Genomic DNA, 17,894 nt, shown 5'->3' on the forward strand with positions numbered 1-17,894 from the left:
GTGTTTGGTCGCAAAACCGGGGGGCAAGGCACGGATTTTCTGAGTCGTTGGGTCAGCGGCGTTGCGCCCACCGCTGGCGAGCCAGGGCCAAGGCGATCGCTGTGGAGTCGTTGGCAGCGATCGGCTCTGGCCTTGGGGGCTGGGGTGGCGATGGGGCTGGGGCCGGAGCCGGTGGGCTGGTGGCCGCTCCCCTGGGTGGCGATCGCCCCGCTGTGGTGGTTGCTGGCAAACCCAACGCTCAATTGGCGCGATCGACTCGGTTTGGGCTGGCTTTGGGGTTTGGGCTACAACCTCGTGGCGGTGTTTTGGCTCACGGGCCTACATCCCATGATGTGGCTGGGAGTGTCCTGGGCCACCAGCCTTACCATTGCCCTGGTGTGCTGGTTGGTGGCGGCCGGTTGGGCCGGGTCACAGGTCGCCTGCTGGGCGGTGGGGTTTGGGCTGCTACACCGCAAATTGGCGGGGCGATCGGCCGGCGGACGCTGGGCGCTGGGCCTGGCCCTGTGGTTGGTGACGGAATGGCTCTGGAACCAATCCCCCTTGGCTTGGACGGGATTGGGCCTGACCCAAGCGCCTCATAACTTAGCGATTTTGCACTTGGGCCAATTGTCGGGCCCCGCCCTGGTAACGGCGGTGATTGTGGGGGTGAATGGAGCCTGGGCAGAAGCTTGGCTGACCCATCGGCGGCGTTGGTGGGCCGGGGCGATCGCGCTGTTGCTGTTGGGCCATGGCTTGGGGGCCGCTTTGGCTGCCCAACCCTTAGCCGATCGCCCCGCTGCGGCCCTGACGATCGGGGTAATCCAAGGCAATATTCCCAACGATCTGAAATTTGGCTCCGAAGGTTGGCGCAGGGCCCTCACGGGCTATCAACGGGGCTATGAAACTCTTGCAGAGGCGGGCGTTGACGGCGTGTTGATTCCCGAAACGGCCTTGCCAATGGTCTGGACAGCGGAGGCCACTCGCGATCGACGCAATGAATTCCTGTCGGCAGTGCTCGATCGGGCTGTGCCCGTGTGGTTGGGCCTGTTTGCGCCCGATCGCCAGCAACCCGATCGCCTCACCAACAGCCTCATCTCCCTCGATCGCACCGGAAAAGCCGTGGGTCGCTATGACAAAGTGCGCCTTGTGCCCCTGGGGGAATATATTCCCTTTGAGTCTGTGATCGGCGGCTTGATCGATCGGCTATCGCCGCTGGACACCAAGTTGGCCCTCGGCCAGCCCAATCAGCGCCTCAACACTCCCTTTGGCCAGGCGATCGCCTTGATTTGCTATGACTCAGCCCATGCGGAATTGGCGCGATCGCAGGCGGCCAGCGGCGGGCAATTCATTCTCTCGGCAGCCAACAACGCCCATTACCGGCCCACGATGTTTGCCCAACACCACGCCCAAGACGTGATGCGGGCGATCGAAACCGATCGATGGGTGGCCCGCGCCGCCAACACCGGCTATTCCGCCTTCATCGATCCCCACGGAGTCACCCACTGGCGATCGCGCCCCAATGTCTACGAACTCCACGCCACCGAAATCTATCGCCGCACCCAGCAAACACCCTACGTCCGTTGGGGTGATTGGCTCACACCCCTGGCTGTTCCCTTGGCTTTGGCGGTGAGCTGGGGATTGCGGCGTGCTGGTGCATCCTTGCCCGATCGCTAGGGACAATTCGCCCAGCGGAGCCAGCAATTTCCCCTGTCCCGATCCTCTGTTCCAACCCCATAATCAGCAGGTTCATTGGGATCGGCTAAAAATTTGCCACATGATGAATAGTGTGAATCCCACATAGCCAATCACCGTGGCCCAATCCATCCAATGGTCGCCCATGGTTGACTCCGAAACAGGTTAGGAAGGTGGTCAGCAATTCAGGGGTTAGGATTAGCGCTTGATTAGCGCTTGACTAGCGCTTTTTATTTTTGCTCATCCACTCTTCAACAAAATTGGTATAAACTTCGCCGCCAATAAACTCCGGCGATTCCATGATTTTTTGGTGAAAACCAATCGTGGTGTTCACCCCGGTGATGGCACATTCGCGCAGGGCCCGCTTCATCCGGGCGATCGCGCTGGAGCGATCGGGGCCCCAAACAATCAATTTGCCAATCAAAGAATCGTAGTAGACCGGAATTTCATAATCGGGATAAACGTGGGAATCGATCCGCACCCCCGGGCCACCCGGCGGCAAATAGGCCCCAATCCGACCGGGGCAAGGGCGGAAATTTTGATCGGGATCTTCCGCATTAATTCGACATTCGATCGCATGGCCGCGCAACTGTACCTGATCTTGGGTGAGGCGCAGTTTTTCCCCTTGGGCAATCCGCAACTGTTCAGCGATCAAATCCAGGCCGCAAACCATTTCCGTGACTGGATGTTCAACCTGAATGCGGGTGTTCATTTCCATAAAATAGAAATTACTCGATCGATCCACCAGAAACTCCACCGTTCCTGCGCCCACATAGTCGATCGACTTGGCCGCTGCCACGGCCGCGCTGCCCATTTTTTCCCGCAACTCCGGATTTAACACAGGGCTGGGCGCTTCTTCCAGGAGCTTTTGGTGGCGGCGCTGAATGGAACAATCCCGCTCACCCAGGTGGATCACGTTGCCATGGCTATCGGCCAAAATTTGGAACTCAATGTGCCGCGGCCGTTCAATGAATTTCTCAATGTAGAGGCCCGGGTTGCCAAAGGCCGCTTCCGCTTCCCCTTGGGCTGCTTGGAACAGCTTGGGCAACTCTTCCGCACTGCGCACCAAACGCATTCCGCGACCGCCACCACCCGCCGTGGCCTTAATCATTACGGGATAGCCAATCTCATTGGCCAGCTCCAGGGCCGATTCTTCGTTTTGCACCAGTCCTTCGCTGCCGGGAACCGTGGGCACGCCGGCCCGCTGCATGGTTTCCTTGGCGGTGGACTTGTCGCCCATGGCCCGAATCGCGGCCGGTGAGGGGCCAATGAAGGCAATTTGGTGATCGTTACAAATCTCGACAAATTTTGCGTTTTCTGCCAAAAAACCGTAACCCGGGTGAATGGCCGTGGCGTTATGGGTGAGAGCGGCAGCGATGATGTTGGGAATGTTCAGATAGCTTTTGCTGCTGGCTGCGTCGCCGATGCAAACGGCTTCGTCGGCAAGCTGCACGTGCAGGGCTTGTCGATCGGCAGTGGAGTGAACAGCCACAGTGGAAATTCCCAGTTCTTCGCAGGCTCGGATTACCCGAACGGCGATTTCTCCACGGTTGGCAATCAGGACTTTTGAAAAGCGCATTGTCGTACGATCGCAGGTGGGGCGCGGTAGCCAATCCTATCATCGTGGGTGGCCTGCGGGCGATCGGGCGGCGGAGTCTGGGGAAATCGGGCCGAGGGTGGCGCTTGTGCTGGATCCTTTGGGATCTCGTTCAATCTCGGCTCAAGATTTGGCTCAATCAATATTTGGATTTGGCTCAGTATTTGGTGTTTGGCTCAAGATTTGGCTCGATGCTCGATACCGATTGAATTTGACACTGATTGAATTTGATTCAGTATCTAGCCCAATTCTTCGATCTTGGCTCCAGCACCATCCCAATCTGCATCCCGATGTGTATCCTGATCTGCATGAATCTGTTGATGAACCTCAGCCAAGGCTCAACAAAACGATCGAAGAATGCTATACTGCTACGGCTGGTTTGACGGGTAACAATAATTTGCCCCCAACATCCTCAGTTGGGTTCAGCAATACCCCCAAAAACTCACACCAGCATCATCAGTGAATCACCTGCGGATGTGGCGGAATTGGTATACGCGCACGTTTGAGGGGCGTGTGGCTTTGCCTTGCGGGTTCGAGTCCCGCCATCCGCATCGAATTCCAGATTGGACTTCATCCAGAGCACTTTGAAACCTGGCTTGAGCGTCCTCAGCTCATAACCTGCGACCGGATCATTGATTTTCAGTGATCCGGTTTTTCATAGTCTCAGGTTCAGAGTTGTGGCTCAAGATTGCGACTCAGGCTCTCAACTCAGGCTCTCGACAGGATGAACGGGACTCTTAAATTGATCGAGACTCGCCGCGTCCTTAAATTCCAGAAATTCCAGGGGAGATGCTGAAAGCCGCATCACGAGGGCGGCGCTTCAGTCCCTTTTCTTTAGGTGAGTGTTAGGATCGAGAAAAGTTAAGAAATGCAAAGACCTTGACTGCTAGCGTTACTGATCGACAAGCGGATTTATCTGCACCTCAGCCCCCCGTCGATCGCCCCTCGATCGAGCTGGGATCCCATGGGGATTGGCATCGGCTGAAACCCACCTGGCAAGGGGATGAAACCGTTGTGCAGCAGGGCTTACCTCACCATTTTTTGGCTCCCCCTTGGCAAATGTTGTTGTTGGGAGATGGGTCACCCACTCGCCACCTGCAATTGCTGACGGGAGAACCAACCGAGGTGGATGTGATTGATATGTCGGTGGTAGGGCCGGCGGGGGATGGGGCCCCGGAGGCGATCGAAATGGTTCCGGGGCCGCGATTACGTCGCCAGGTTTGGTTACGGACGGCTTCCGGCCAGCGGTTGGCCTATGCCACGTCTTGGTGGGAAGCCAGCCATGTGGATGAGTATTTGCAAAATCGATCGCTGCCCATTTGGGCCAGTCTGGCTCGGTTGCGCACGGAGCTTTACCGCGATGTGCGGGGAATTTGCTATGGGCGATCGGCGGCCCTAGAGGCCGCATTTGGAGAGTCGGGGCCGCTCTGGGGGCGACATTACCTGTTTTGGCATCGAAATCAGCCCCTCACGCTGATTTTTGAGGTTTTTTCCCCACATCTCCAGCGCTACTTGGGGCCGATCGCCCGCCAGTAGTGGCAATGATTGCAATGTAACGATCACTAATGATCGATGGTGTTGGCCAGCTCGCGCGTGATGAAGGGCAGGTCGATCGCGTCGGTGGGGCAATGGTCAATCATGACGCTTAAGCCCGCACCGCCCACTTTGGTGCGCAAATAGCCCAGCCCGATCGCCCCGTTTTCGGTGGCCACACAACTGGTGAGGGTTCCCACTTTCTGATCCGCTTGCAAAATCGGACAGGGGGTGGCGATCACCCGAGGCAGTCGAAATCCCCAAAGGTTCAGCTTCACGCCGTTGTAGGTGTTCAGGCGGGCGATCGTTTCTTGGCCGATGTAGCAGCCTTTGTTAAAGGAAACGGCTGTCCATAGCCCTGCTTCTAGAGGGTTGTAATCTTCCGTCAACTCATGGCCCACCGCCGGTCGCCCTTCGGTGATCCGCAACTGTTCCCAGGCCTGTTCGCCCAGGGGAACGGCTCCCGCTTGGGCGATCGCCTGCCACAGGTCACCGGCTCGATCGTTGCTCACCCACAGGGTATAGCCATCGGTGGCCAGACCGCTGCCCCGTTGCACCCGCACAGACACATCCTGAGCCAGAATCATGGTCTGGTGGGCAAAGGGTTCCAGGGCTGAAATGTCGTCAAGGGTCGCCCCCAACTGTTGTAAACAAAGGGCACTTTGCGGCCCCACAAGGCTGAAAATCGCGAATTGACCGCTAATATCCGCGAGGGCGACCCGATCGGCGGGGAAGATGTAGCGATCGAGCCAGCGAAACAGGGTTGGCCCCATCCCCGGTGACACCAATAAATCCAGCGCTTCCGCCGTCACGGCCACCATGGCCAAGTCCAGGGTGCGAGCGGTGGAGGTCACCAACACGGTTTGGCAACCCTGGCCCGGTTGCAGAGCTTTGATGTTGGCGGTGCTTTGGTTATGTAAAAACAAGGCTCGATCGTCCCCTGTTAATTGCAACAGGGCCCAGTGCGATCGATCCACCAGGGCCACCCCCGTCGTGACCGCCGCGATCGCCGCCGGATCGTTGCCGAAATGGGCGGGCACTTGCCCCTCGGCCACGGCGGGATCCCATACTGCTCCCATCTGCTGTTGTGCGTCTTGCAGGGTTACCATCGTTCAGAACTGCTCTTGCTACTGCTCAACTAGGATTGCTCAACGGTTTTTGTGCAATGGATACATTCCCTGTTCAGTGTGCCTGGTTTGGGCCAGACCTGCATCGGGGGATTTGCCTGGGAGTGTTCGATCGCGCCGCTCCAAACCCTAACGCAAAGCTGCTAACCCGGGCTAATGCTCCACCGTACTGGTCATGGCCAGAATGCCTGAAACTTTGGTCAGAAGCTGATCAGGAGTTGATCGATTGCCAACCGTTTCAAATCACTGCCTCCAGCGATTCCAGTTGCAAGACAGTTAGATCGAGACAGTTAAGCTGAGAGTCAGTTTGCTGCTCAAGACTTAATCCAGACACTTCAATCCAGACACTTCAATCCAGAAACGGTTGGCTATGCCATTGAATCACCATCAAGAGCAGGAGTTGGGACAACTGCCCGGTCAACTGCTAGATCAGGTGCTGGAGCCAGTGGGCAATCCAGCGTTAAATCAGGCGCTGGCGACTTTGGCGGATGGGGATTTTTATGAGCGCTGGCAGGCGATCGGGCAGCTCAAAACCCTTGGCAAGTCTGCGATTCCGGCTCTGGTGGCGTTGCTGACCGATGAAGCGCTGGATTTAGAGCAATGCTGGTTTGTGGCCAGGGCCTTGGGAGAGTTTGACGACCCGGCGGCGGTGCAATCGCTGGTGAATCTGCTGTCGATCGCGCCGGATCCCTCCGTGCAGGCGGCGGCGATCGAGGCCTTGGGTAAATTGGCAGAGCGATCGCCCCAACTGCGAACGGTGGCGCTGGATTGTCTGAACCCTTACCTCACGGATCCAAATTGGGGGCCCTTGGTGATCAAGGCGATCGGGCAAATTGACCACCCCGACGCAATTAATGGCCTCCTGATTGGGGCCGCTTCTCCTCAGCCTCCCCTGCGGCGGGCCGCCTTGGAAGCCCTGGGCAGCTTGCCCCATCCCGCCTTGTTGCCCCACCTGCTGCAAGGAACTCAAGACTCGGAAGCCACGGTGCGGTTGGTGGCGGTGACGGCCTTGGGGGCCAAGCGTTGGGGCCACAGCCCAGTGGCCCAAGAAACCATCGCCCAAACCCTCACCCAACTGTTGAGCGATCCGGCGGCCTCGGTGGCGGAGGCGGCCGCCTTGGCCCTCAGCCACTGGGGCCATGAATCAGCGCGGGCTGCTTTGGTGGCGGCCTGGGAGCGGCGACAGTTACCACCGGCGTTGGTGGTGCGGCTGTTGGCCCAAATGGGATTGCCCTCGGCCTTGGCGGCCTTGGGAGAGCGGTTGCCCCAAGGTGAAACAGAGCTGTTGTTGGGGGGGATTGTGGCGATCGCCCAGCATCACAGTTCCGATCAAACCTATCAACGCCGGGTGGCTCATTTGCTGCTCGATTGGCTCGATCGGCCCCTGGCTCCCTTCACCGATGGGGCAGTTCAGGGGGCCTTAATTGAAGCCCTGGGTAATTTGCGAGTGGCGGCCGCGTTCGATCGACTGCTGCCCCGGTTGTGCGATCGGCCCGACCAGTCCCCGACCCTGGCCTTGCAAGTGTTGGCGGCACTGCGGCAAATCGACCCCCAGCAGGGAGCCGATCGGCTCGCGGCTTGGATTGATCAGGCGGCGGCCCAGCAGGCAACCGTCACCGCCCGCCAAGGCCTTCAGGAATGGCAGGCGATCGCCCAAGCGGCCCAGGACGGAGCAACCATGCCGTTTGCTTAAAGCGTCGTTGGCTGAAGGCTACTTGCTGACAGCTACTTGCTGAAAGCTACTTGCTGAGGGACGCAACAATTTGCTGCATTTGCCCGATCGTTGCTTGCTGGGCTTGGGTGGTGTCCGTCGCCTGGGTGAGGTTGGTCAATAGGGCTTCCAGGTGTTGCCGCAGGCCGGAAACCTGCTCAGACATGGGCTGAGTTAGGGTGTCGCCCCCTTGGCTGCCCTGGGTGATGGCCTCAATTTGCTTACTTTGCAATTCACGTTCCCGATCTTGCAGGATTTGCAATTGGGCCTGCACGTCCCCATGGCGCTGGTTCACGGTCATTTCCGCCTCTTGCACGGTGGATTCCAATGTGGAAATCCGATCGCGCAATTGGGACTGCAATTCCTCCAGGGCTTGAATGTCTTGCGTCACCCGATCGAGCAGCGGCGACAGATCCACGCCGCCCTCCGTTCGGGGAGCAGTCAGCCCCTGGCGCTTGTTCAGCACCGTTTTGTGGGCATGGAGCACCTCTTCCCGCTCTTGCAGGTTGCGCCGTTGCCCCACCAGGGTTTCTTCCAGCATCTGGCAACCGTCGCGCTCATCGGCCAGGTTTGTCTCTAGCTGAATGCGATCGTACTCATTGGCACTGTTGATTTGGCCTTGCAGTTCCTCGATCGCCTGGCGCTTGGCACTCAGCTCCTCTTCCTCGTCACTCACCAGCCGCGATAGCTTTTCCAAGTCCCGCTGCAACTGGGCCGTCAGCTCTTGCAACTCCCCGATCGGCATGGCTTCCAAGGCTGCTCGATCGACCCGCTGGGCTGCATCGCTGTGGCCATCCCCATTGGCCGCTTGTTCCAACAGGGTCTGCAAGCTGCGTTGGGTAGCCAGTTGCCCTTCAACGGCCGAAAGCTGCTGTTGATGAAGTTCGAGCGCCGTTTGTTGGGCCCGCCATTCGGCCCGGGCCCGATCCAGATCATCCCGCTGGGCATACCAATCTTGCCAAGCCGCTGCCAGGGTCTGAGTTTCTGACGTAATCCAATCCCGCACCTCCGGGGACAGGGTTGGTTCCGCCGCTGGGGCGTGGTTGAGCAGGCTTTCCTGGGCCGCCGTAATTTGCAGGCAAGTTTCCACCGCCGACTGCAAATAGTCCATGGCCACCACCGAAGAAGCAGCCTGTTGCAGCAAATGTTGCAATTGAGCCGCCTGTTGGGCATCGAGACCCGCCGACTGCGCTAACTGCTGCTGCATTGCCAGGCGCTCTTGATTGAGTTGCTCCTGTTGGGCCCGCAGGGCATGTTGAGCCTGCTCAATTTCCTGGCGCTTGTGTTGCACTTCCTGATTGAGGCGATCGGCCGATTCCCGGGCCTGTTGCACCTCTTGGCGCTGGCGATCGAGCTGCCGCAACTCCTGTTCCAGTTGCTCCAGTTTTTCGCGCCGCTCATCGAGTTCCTGTTCCCGCCGGTTCAGCTCCTGGCTTTGGTAAGTCAGGGACTCCATCCATTGCTGAATTTCTTCTTCCTGGCTCTTATTCTTTTCCTGTTGACGGGAATAGCTTTGCAGCAGGCTGACAATCTGCCGGGCCCCTTCTTGAATATTCTTGACTTTGCGATCGGCCCCTGACCCGATCGCATCCACCAGCACTAATGCCCCGTCTTTGTAATTGCTGGCATCGTCTGAAGCGATGGGATCCTCATTGGTAATTGCGCTCCACTGCTCTCCCTTTTGACAGGCCAGCAGCTTCAATTCTGACTTTGATCCCATCAAGCCGCGTTTTTGGACGACTTCTGCAAGATACAGCACGCTGCCCTTCCCCTCGTTCGTTCAGTGAGATCTTCGCGCTACGGATGATGGCGTTGGCCATCGTCTTTCAAGATGCAGCTTTTTTAAGGACGCAACTTATAAAGACGTGACTTGGCTGCCACTGTGAGATTGACACTTTTCCCTGCCCAGGGGCAAGGGGATTTTGGCCCCAGCCGAGCAACCCTATTTGCTCGATTAGACCACGGGTTGACGCTGCGTTGACCGTAACCAGCCATTGACCGTAACCGGCAAAGAAACTGGGGCGATCGGCACGTCAGCTTGACCCATTGGATTTCAAATCACCGATTCGCGATCGCGAGCCGGGCGTTTTACTCTCCGGTGCTGCAAAAGGGGCCTGTTTTTCGGTCAGACTGCCCATGGATTGCTGATTTTTCCCGCTCTTGGCCTTCAGACTCGGTTTCACAGCGCTAGGGCTGAGAGATCGCTGCAAGATGAGCAGAGTGGTTAAACCATGCTGATTTTATCAAACGCAGCCAGAAGCCACCTGAGAGGGACAATCTTCTATTTTCCGGCCAGCAGCCCGCTGGGGGCGAAGTTCTGCCAGCTCCCTGCGGTTGCTTAGGGTGGGTTGGCTGGAGTTGTTGAGATTCAAAACTAGCTCGGGGTTGAATCGCTGCTGAATTGAATCGCTGCTGGAGTAGATGCGCCGGGTTGCTTGGGCAACCGCCCTACTATACAAAATGTATTAGACAAAATGTATTTAAAAATTGAGCTTGAAAAAGTTGCGATCGAGCCATTCGGGATTGATCGATCGCGATAGCATGGAGCCAGGACTGGGCAACCCCACTCCCCCCTATCCCCGTGCCAGGACAGCCCTATGCAAGGACAGCTCAGCGAGATTGATATCCGCAGCCTCCTGCACCTGATTGAGTTAGGCCAGCGCACGGGTGAACTGTATTTAGAAGTTGAAGGCGCTCACCCGGGCGATCGCCGCAGTTGGTTCGTCTTCTTTCGCCAAGGGGCGATCGTTTACTGCACCTCCGGGGAAGGGGGAACAACCCGCCTTCGGGACTATCTCCATCGCTATGCCTTGGAAACCGCCATTGATGAGCTGTCGGTTTCCAAAATGGCTTCCATCAGCGAGCCGGAATATGGATATCTTTGGGCATTGCTGGAAACCCATCAACTGGAGCCGGTGCAGGGCCGCAACATCCTCCAGGCAATGGTGCATGAGGCCCTGTTTGATTTGCTGACGGTGCATGAGGGGCGGTTCATTTTCAATATGGGCGAGGCGATCGCGCCCCACTTAACCAGCTTGGCCGTTAGCCCGCTGATTTCCCAAGTGGCCCAGGAATTGCAGGACTGGAAACAACTCTATCCCTACGTGCAGTCGCCGGATTTGTGCCCCGTGTTGACGGATGTTCAGCGATTGCGAGAAGTGTTGCCGGCCCAAACCCTCCAAACCTTTAGCGAGTGGGCCACCGGGTCAATTACCCTGCGCCAAATTGCTCGCTATCGCCAGCGGCCGCTCCTGGCCGTGGCCCAGGCGCTTTATCCCTACATCCAGGAGGGGTTGGTGCAACTGATCGAGCCGCCCTTGGAGCATTCGGCCGCCCGATCGCGCTGGCATCAGGTCATGACCGTTCAGGATCCCAACCCGCGAGCACCGAGAATTGTTTGCATTGAAGACAGCCCCGCCGTTTGCCGCGCGATCGAACAGGGGTTGCAGTTGTTGGGCTATGACGTGGTGGGCTTTCTCAGTGCCCTAGAAGCGATTAGCCAGGTGTTTGAGCTGCGGCCAGATTTGATCCTCTGCGATATTGCCATGCCCCATTTGGATGGCTATGAGCTATGCGCCATGTTGCGACAAACTCGATTGTTTCGGCATGTGCCCATCATCATGATCACGGGGCGGGAGGGGTTTCTCGATCGCACCCAAGCCCGCTTGGCCGGCGCAACCGACTACCTAACCAAGCCCTTTAAACGCCAGGAATTAAAAGCCTTAATTGAGCGATATATCGGCTCTGGTCGCCTGGAGCCAGCCCCTGAGGAGGAAATAAGCGATCTAGCGCTGTCTACGGCGGAATCTCTCCCTGTACCCTAACAAAAGCGCCCAATTGGACTCAAATTAGCACCGGGCTAGGGCCTTTCGCGGAGAAACCCAAACGGGCGATCGCCCAGCCCCAACGGGATGTCAAATGGCCAGCGCGTTGCCTAAAGATTGCCCAAAGATGGCCAGAAAAGTTGAAAAACAACCCAACCATCGTTTACGCTTGCGCAACCGGGTTAGCCCCAACTCGGGCCAAGAATCGGGTGCGCGAGCTGTCAGTTCCTGCTAGCATTCAGGCGCAGGTCTGCGATTTCCGTGGGTGACAACCACCCGCAAAAAGACGTGGCCCGCCCATCACGACGCTATAATCATTGCCAGCCATCGCACTTGCATAGCGGCATTTTGCCAGGGTCTGAGTGTTCTTAGTCAACACCAGCCGTGATTGCTTGACATGGGTGAGGTTTATGCCCGCCCATAGGCCAGCACCACAGCTCTATTAGCCGATCTTGTCAACGGCAATCCTGCCGAAAACAGAGCAATTGCCCCCAGGCCATTGATCGCCGGTAATAACCTGATTGCTGGTTCGCACCCACTCCCTATCTCCTAGTCGTTAAATTCTCGCGTGCCTCAATTCACCGGTAGCCATGTCCGTTGGCTGCCAGGGATTTGGGAACCCTAAAGCTGGCAGGATCAGGATGGTTCAAGTAAGAGCAGCACCGATCGCGTCTGGGATAAATCATTGCCCGTTCCGATGACCGGTAATGCAAGAGTTTGGGTGACGAGCCACCGCTGCGTCATGAACCCCATGCGCCCCGATTGACCCCCTTGGCAGGCAGAGTGAAACGAGAAAGATAGCCATGAGTGTAGTGTTAGTTGTCGAAGACAGCGTCGCCCAGCGAGAGATGATCGGCGAGCTCTTGCAGGGCAGTGGGCTGACCGTCAACATGGCATCCGATGGTGTTGAGGCGCTAGAAAGTTTGCAAAAGCAGCGTCCAGATCTGGTCGTTTTGGATATTGTGATGCCCCGCATGAATGGCTACGAGGTTTGTCGTCGCTTGAAGTCGGATCCCACAACGCAGGATGTGCCAGTGGTGATGTGTTCCTCAAAAGGGGAAGAGTTCGATCGCTACTGGGGCCTGAGACAAGGCGCAGATGCTTATATTGCTAAGCCCTTTCAGCCTCAAGAGTTGGTGGGAACAGTGAAGCAATTATTGCGCGGCTGATTGGCAAAGGTTGGAATCTGGTGATCTGAGTTCGGTGATCTAAAGTTTGGTGATCTGAGTCCAGTGATCTGAATCTGGTGATCTGGAGTTGAGAAAATTGGCTTCTAATTGAGGAAACTTGCGCCAATCTGGCAGGATGGGTGTGGTTTCGCGAAATTAGCAACAATTGAACGGTGATTGAACGGCAATTGCGCAGTTTGGCTAGATCAAAATCTGGCTCTTTGCCCCCAGCGGGGTGATGACTGCCTGAAAGATCGGGTGCGATCGCGAATGCATGGCGTAACGTAATTGTGGGGTAGCAGTTGCCCTTCAGTCTGTTACGGAGCCAGAGGAAAGCGCTGTGGTCGGAAGTCCAGATTTTTTGGCCGGCGGAGGTGTGGATGATCAGTCGCCGGAACTTCAGGAGCTAGAAAATCCTGAAGGTGAGATGCACCTGCGGTTTTACCTACCCTCGGGACGGGAATTGGCGTTGCCAGCGGTCATTATCCGCGAGGTGAGTGAACCCTCTCCCGATCGGATCACGCCTGTGCCGAACGTGTCTCCCCTGTTGTTAGGAACCTTGAATATTCGGGGGCAGGTGATTTGGGTGGTGGATCTGGGGCAGTTTTTGGGGGAAACCATCCCGCTGAATACCGATCGGGCGGAGGTGCCGGTGATTGCGATCGAGGAAGGGGATATGATGCTTGGCTTGGCGGTGGCCCGGGTGGCGGGTATGTATTGGCTCAAGCCGGACAATGTGGAAGCCTTGAGTAGCGTGAATGATCCGATCGGGGAATTTTTGCGCGGAGAGTGGCGATTGAGTAACAATCGAATTCTGCAATTACTGGATCATGTGGCCATTTTGCGGTCTAACCGCCTGGGTCAATCCGCAGGATAGGAGTAGCATCGAAGTACGATGGGCGGCTATGCTCGTACCTGACTTGCCCAATTGTTTGCCCAATTGTTACAAGCGGCCCCACGCGCCCCCAGCCGCAATTTTCTAAACGCGCCAGAGTTCGATCGTCCCGGAGAAGGTCAATGGCATCCAGCACGGATTACAACCAGGATTACCAGCGGGCCAATGATGCCTACACCAGCGGTAATTACCCCGAAGCTGCCGCCGCGATCGATCGGCTTGCCCAGGCCTATCCCGATGATCCCAGCGTTCGCTTACTCCGAGGCCACATCTACTGCTATGGCCTAAACCAATACGACACGGCCCAGGTGGAATATCAGTCCGTGCTCAGCCTGACCAGCGACCCCACCTTTGTGGAATACGCCCATTCAGGGTTAGCCGCCACCAGCCAGGCCCTGAGCGCCGGTAATGGTTATGACGAAACTCCCAACTTTGACCAATTCGACTTTGGCGATCAGGAAACCACTACCAACGGTGGCAACACCCATCTAGCCGATCAACCGTTGATTGATGATGGGGACTTCAATTTTGATGAATTGATGAGTGACCCCCAGGGCACGGAAACGGGACTACTGGCCGGCAACAGCACCATGGCCGAAGCCCTGGGCGACCTGGAAAGTGACGCGGACTTTGCCAATGCTGACCTAGAGAGCGGCGAGCTTGGCAGCGCGGACTTTGGCAGTGCAGACTTCGGTAGTGTCAACTTTGAAGATGCGGATTTTGAGAGCGCCGATTTAGGCAATTTGGGCGCGCTGGATCTCGGGGATGGATCCCCGGGCAGCGATCCCAATGACCTCAACAGTTTTGATAACTTTGACTTTGGCACGGATTCGGGCATGGACTTGGGAGCCAACCCCGGGGCGATCGCCCTAGGCGCTGACCTAGGGGGGAGCGATGATCCCTTTGCCGCCTTGGGGTCTCCGGAACCAGCCACCCCCTCAGATCCGGCAGCGGATCCCTTTCTGATTGATCCCTTTGGGGGAAGCGAAGAATCCACACCCTCACCAGCACCAGATTTGGGGCTGCCCGATCGCTTCGAGGCGGATCCCTTTGCGGCATCGGCATCGCCCACCAGCGATGATGCTTTTGGGGCCAGCATGGATTTTGGTGATCAGTCTTTCGACTTAGATCAAGCTGATTTTGGGGTAACCAGTGGAGCGGATCCCCTGGCCGCATCAGCCTTTGGAGCTGATGACTTCGCGAGCGATTTGCCCGGCGACACGGCCGATGGTGATCAGTTTGGCGCAGGGCAATTTGGCGCAGAGCAATTTGGAGCCGCGTTGGCTGACCTCGACTTCGGCGAATCGGCCGGCTTTGATGAGGCGGTGGGCTTTGGAGCGGCTGGCTCAGAAGACTTTGCCGCGTCCACCTCTGAAGCTCCGGTGTTTGGGGACTTGGATGCTGATCCCATTGAAGATTTTGGTGATCTTGGAGGTGACTTTGGGGCAGTGTCTCCCGCAGCGCCCTTTGAAGCCAGCTTTGAGCCGCCTAATTTTGCCGATTCGACGGAGACCGATGACTTGGCGGCCGATGGCTTCGGTGACTTTGAGGGCTTTGACCTCGAAACCCCGGCCGATCCGGCCGCGGCGGCCTTTGCAGAAGACTGGGCAGCACCGGCAGGCTCTGAATCATCTGCCCCTGAAGATTTTGGATTTGGCGTGTTTGATGCGGATGGGCTAGCGAGTCAACCCCTGGCCGCTGAGGCTGATTTTGATTTTGGTGGCACTGATTTTGGTGGCGCTGAGGTTGCCGCAGGGGCCGAAAATCCCTTTGGCTCCGAGACGTTTGGGGACGGCTTTGGCGATTTCTCAGAGCCAGCGGCTCCGGCTGCGGCCGGGCCGCTGGCGGGCGCGAATGCTTTTGATGAACCCTTTGGCGTGTTTGTGGGGGACAGTGCCGACGACGATCGCACCCTCTTCATGCCCCCGCCGGCCGGCACGCAAGAACCAGCGGTTAAGGAGCCAGCGGCCAGAATCGAGTTGCCTTTTGCGGCCCCGATCGAGGGATCTTTCCCGATCGATGATGAGGTAGAAGAAACCCTGTTCATGATGGCGGGGCCCAGCACCCTTCAGGGAGCCACAGCCCAAGACTTGGCAGAATTTGGCAGTGGGAACTTCAACGGGGCAGAGTTCAACCCGGATGAGTTCAACGAGTTCAACCCTGAAGACCTGAGTGCCACAGCCTTTGGGGGCGGCTCCTGGGACGCACAGCCGGAGCCGGCCTTGGGGGCGATCGAGCCGGAAGACAACGAGGCTGGCGATTTTGGCATCTTCAATGAGCCGCCGGTCATGGAGCCGGAGTCCGATGATGATGCATTCCCCCTCGACATGATCAACGGGGCCCCGGGCATGGCTTTCACCAGCCCTGCTCGATCGGTGGATGATCCGGCCTCCGGGGCCCTGTCCGCGATCGCGGATGACGGAGCCGCCGCCGCCAGCGACTTCATGGATGACTTCGATGAATTCGACGACCTCGGCAGCCTACCGGACTTCAGCTTGACCAACACCTCCTCGGAATTCGTGCCGCGATCGGACGGTGGCGACGAATTTTCCCTTGGGGAACCCTCCTTGGGCGTGATGGGAGAACCTCTCTCTAACTTTGTTGGGGGGGACAACGAGGTTTTCAACATCGCCACCAGTTCCAACAACGAAGAACTGCTGAGCTTTGACCAGCCCGAAAGCCGCGCCGCCGAACCGGTCACCCCATCCGAAGATGGTTGGCTGGCTTCCTTCGACAATGCCCGCCTGACAACCAAGCAAACCGTCACGGCGGTGATGGCTGGGATTGTGTCATTCCTGGCCGTGGCGGGCACCACGCACTTAACCATGACCCATGTGCGCGATCGGGGCATCAGCCCGCAACTGATGGGCGACATTCGCACCATCGGCCTGGTTTCCTCCCTGTTGGCGGGAGCCACCGGAGGCGGGGTGGCCCTGTTCCTGGGCCGTCGCACTGCCCAGCATGTGGAGCGGGCCACGGGCGATTTGCAAGCCCAGTTGGATTCCGTTTGCCAAGGCAGTCTCCATGCCACAGCTCGGGTTTTTGGGGATGACGAGTTTGGGGAACTGGCCAACTCCTTTAACCAAATGACCCGGGTGATTTTGAGCACCATGGGCGAGGCCCAGCGCAAAGCCCAAGAACAGGAGCAGGCTCGCGAAGACCTCCAGCGGCAAGTGATTCGGCTGCTGGACGACGTGGAAGGGGCTGCCCGAGGCGACCTAACCGTACAGGCGGAAGTGACCGCCGACGTGCTGGGCGCAGTGGCCGACTCGTTCAACCTGACCATTCAAAACCTGCGAGAAATTGTGCAGCAGGTGAAAACGGCCGCTTTGCAAGTGAACAAGCGCTCCTCGGAAAACGAGTCCTTTGCCCGATCGCTCTCCTCCGATGCACTGCGGCAGGCGGAAGAGTTGGCCGTGACCCTCAATTCTGTGCAGGTGATGACCGACTCGATTCAGCGGGTGGCCGAAAGTGCCCGCGAAGCCGAGGAAGTGGCTCGTTCCGCCTCCGCGACCGCTTTGAAGGGAGGCGAAGCGGTGGAACGCACCGTGGCCGGGATTTTGCAAATTCGGGAAACGGTGGCGGAAACCGCCCGCAAGGTGAAGCGACTGGCGGAATCCACCCAAGAAATTTCCAAGATTGTGGCCTTGATTGCCACGATCGCCTCCCGTACCAACCTGCTCGCCCTCAACGCCAGTATCGAAGCGGCCAGGGCTGGCGAAGCGGGCAAGGGCTTTGCAATCGTGGCGGATGAAGTGCGACAGTTGGCCGATCGCGCCGCCAAGGCTTCCAAGGAAATTGAAAAGATCGTGATGCAAATCCAAAGTGAAACCAACTTGGTGATGCGAGCGATGGAAGACGGCACACAACAGGTGTTGGAAGGAACCAAGCTGGCGGAACAGGCCAAGCGCGCGCTCGATGACATCATCCAAGTGTCGAACCGGATTGATGTGCTGGTGCGATCGATTACGGCGGACACCGTGGAGCAAACGGACACCTCCCGCTCCGTGGCTCAAGTGGTGCGATCGGTTGAAAAGACCGCCCAAGACACCTCCCAAGAATCGCAGCGGGTGTCCGAGTCCCTGCAAATTCTGGTGCGCGTGGCGGGCGATCTGCTCTCCTCCGTGGAGCGTTTCCGTGTTGACAGCAGCAATCAGTAGCCCTGAGTGATTCTGAGTCACCATGAGCGGGGGCATCAGGGGCGATCGTGGCCAATTGCGAACTGATCAGCGGCCCATTGCCCAATCACGGCTCAAAATTTTGGAGGGTGAATGCTGCTGTTTCCTGGGTTGTCTTGAGTCCTCGCTCTCTGGGGTTGGGATCAATTAGATTCGGGTCGATTTAGACCAGCCCAATTTGGGTCAGTC

Annotated in this window: 10 protein-coding genes, 1 tRNA gene and 1 pseudogene; 9 read left to right on the top strand and 3 right to left on the bottom strand. The window is 57.8% G+C overall.

What is annotated here, in order from left to right; genetic code table 11:
- A complete protein-coding gene (gene lnt / locus AMR42_RS02000; protein WP_234406493.1) occupies positions 1–1,653 on the top strand; it encodes an apolipoprotein N-acyltransferase in 1,653 nt (550 codons plus the stop codon).
- Between the two features lie 238 nt (positions 1,654–1,891).
- Here lnt and accC read toward each other — a convergent pair whose 3' ends face one another.
- A complete protein-coding gene (gene accC / locus AMR42_RS02005) occupies positions 1,892–3,250 on the bottom strand; it encodes an acetyl-CoA carboxylase biotin carboxylase subunit (RefSeq protein ID WP_099531788.1) in 1,359 nt (452 codons plus the stop codon).
- A gap of 97 nt (positions 3,251–3,347) precedes the next feature.
- Between accC and AMR42_RS19710 the strand changes: the two genes are divergently transcribed.
- The 3 genes from AMR42_RS19710 (at position 3,348) to AMR42_RS02020 (ending at position 4,804) form a co-directional block, all read left to right on the top strand.
- The gene (locus AMR42_RS19710; protein WP_143472893.1) at positions 3,348–3,731 is read left to right on the top strand and encodes a hypothetical protein; all 384 of its coding nucleotides are present in this window, start codon (positions 3,348–3,350) and stop codon (positions 3,729–3,731) included.
- Between the two features lie 7 nt (positions 3,732–3,738).
- Positions 3,739–3,819, top strand: a tRNA-Leu gene (locus AMR42_RS02015).
- Between the two features lie 397 nt (positions 3,820–4,216).
- On the top strand, positions 4,217–4,804 hold the full coding sequence (locus tag AMR42_RS02020; protein WP_099531852.1) for a chorismate lyase: 588 nt from the start codon (positions 4,217–4,219) through the stop codon (positions 4,802–4,804).
- A 26-nt stretch (positions 4,805–4,830) separates the two neighbouring features.
- Here AMR42_RS02020 and AMR42_RS02025 read toward each other — a convergent pair whose 3' ends face one another.
- On the bottom strand, positions 4,831–5,910 hold the full coding sequence (locus AMR42_RS02025; protein WP_099531790.1) for a folate-binding protein YgfZ: 1,080 nt from the start codon (positions 5,908–5,910) through the stop codon (positions 4,831–4,833).
- 388 nt (positions 5,911–6,298) lie between these two features.
- Between AMR42_RS02025 and AMR42_RS02030 the strand changes: the two genes are divergently transcribed.
- Positions 6,299–7,621 carry a HEAT repeat domain-containing protein gene (locus AMR42_RS02030; protein ID WP_099531791.1) on the top strand — a complete coding sequence of 441 codons (1,323 nt, stop codon included), beginning with the start codon at positions 6,299–6,301 and terminating at the stop codon, positions 7,619–7,621.
- A gap of 46 nt (positions 7,622–7,667) precedes the next feature.
- On the opposite strand, the gene hmpF is transcribed toward AMR42_RS02030, so the two are convergent.
- The gene (gene hmpF / locus AMR42_RS02035) at positions 7,668–9,398 is read right to left on the bottom strand and encodes a pilus motility taxis protein HmpF (RefSeq protein WP_099531792.1); all 1,731 of its coding nucleotides are present in this window, start codon (positions 9,396–9,398) and stop codon (positions 7,668–7,670) included.
- A gap of 838 nt (positions 9,399–10,236) precedes the next feature.
- On the opposite strand from hmpF, the gene AMR42_RS02040 reads away from it, so the two are divergent.
- The 4 genes and pseudogenes from AMR42_RS02040 to AMR42_RS21555 form a co-directional block, all read left to right on the top strand.
- A complete protein-coding gene (locus tag AMR42_RS02040) occupies positions 10,237–11,463 on the top strand; it encodes a response regulator (RefSeq protein WP_099531793.1) in 1,227 nt (408 codons plus the stop codon).
- A gap of 803 nt (positions 11,464–12,266) precedes the next feature.
- Entirely contained in the window at positions 12,267–12,632 is a 366-nt protein-coding gene (locus AMR42_RS02045) for a response regulator transcription factor (RefSeq protein ID WP_099531794.1), read from the top strand.
- 340 nt (positions 12,633–12,972) lie between these two features.
- Positions 12,973–13,509, top strand: a complete 537-nt coding sequence (locus AMR42_RS02050; RefSeq protein WP_099531795.1) for a chemotaxis protein CheW — start codon at positions 12,973–12,975, stop codon at positions 13,507–13,509.
- Between the two features lie 2,453 nt (positions 13,510–15,962).
- Positions 15,963–17,687 (top strand): annotated as a pseudogene (locus tag AMR42_RS21555) (methyl-accepting chemotaxis protein); the annotation flags it as partial.
- Positions 17,688–17,894 lie beyond the last annotated feature (207 nt).

The organism is Limnothrix sp. PR1529 (assembly GCF_002742025.1).
In the GTDB taxonomy this organism is placed as follows: Bacteria; Cyanobacteriota; Cyanobacteriia; order CACIAM-69d; family CACIAM-69d; genus CACIAM-69d.

Excerpts from the sequence above, each read along its gene's own strand:
- AMR42_RS02045 (WP_099531794.1), top strand. The coding sequence starts at position 12,267 with ATGAGTGTAGTGTTAGTTGTCGAAGACAGCGTCGCCCAGCGAGAGATG.
- AMR42_RS02025 (WP_099531790.1), bottom strand. The coding sequence starts at position 5,910 with ATGGTAACCCTGCAAGACGCACAACAGCAGATGGGAGCAGTATGGGAT.
- AMR42_RS02030 (WP_099531791.1), top strand. The coding sequence starts at position 6,299 with ATGCCATTGAATCACCATCAAGAGCAGGAGTTGGGACAACTGCCCGGT.
- accC (WP_099531788.1), bottom strand. The coding sequence starts at position 3,250 with ATGCGCTTTTCAAAAGTCCTGATTGCCAACCGTGGAGAAATCGCCGTT.
- AMR42_RS02040 (WP_099531793.1), top strand. The coding sequence starts at position 10,237 with ATGCAAGGACAGCTCAGCGAGATTGATATCCGCAGCCTCCTGCACCTG.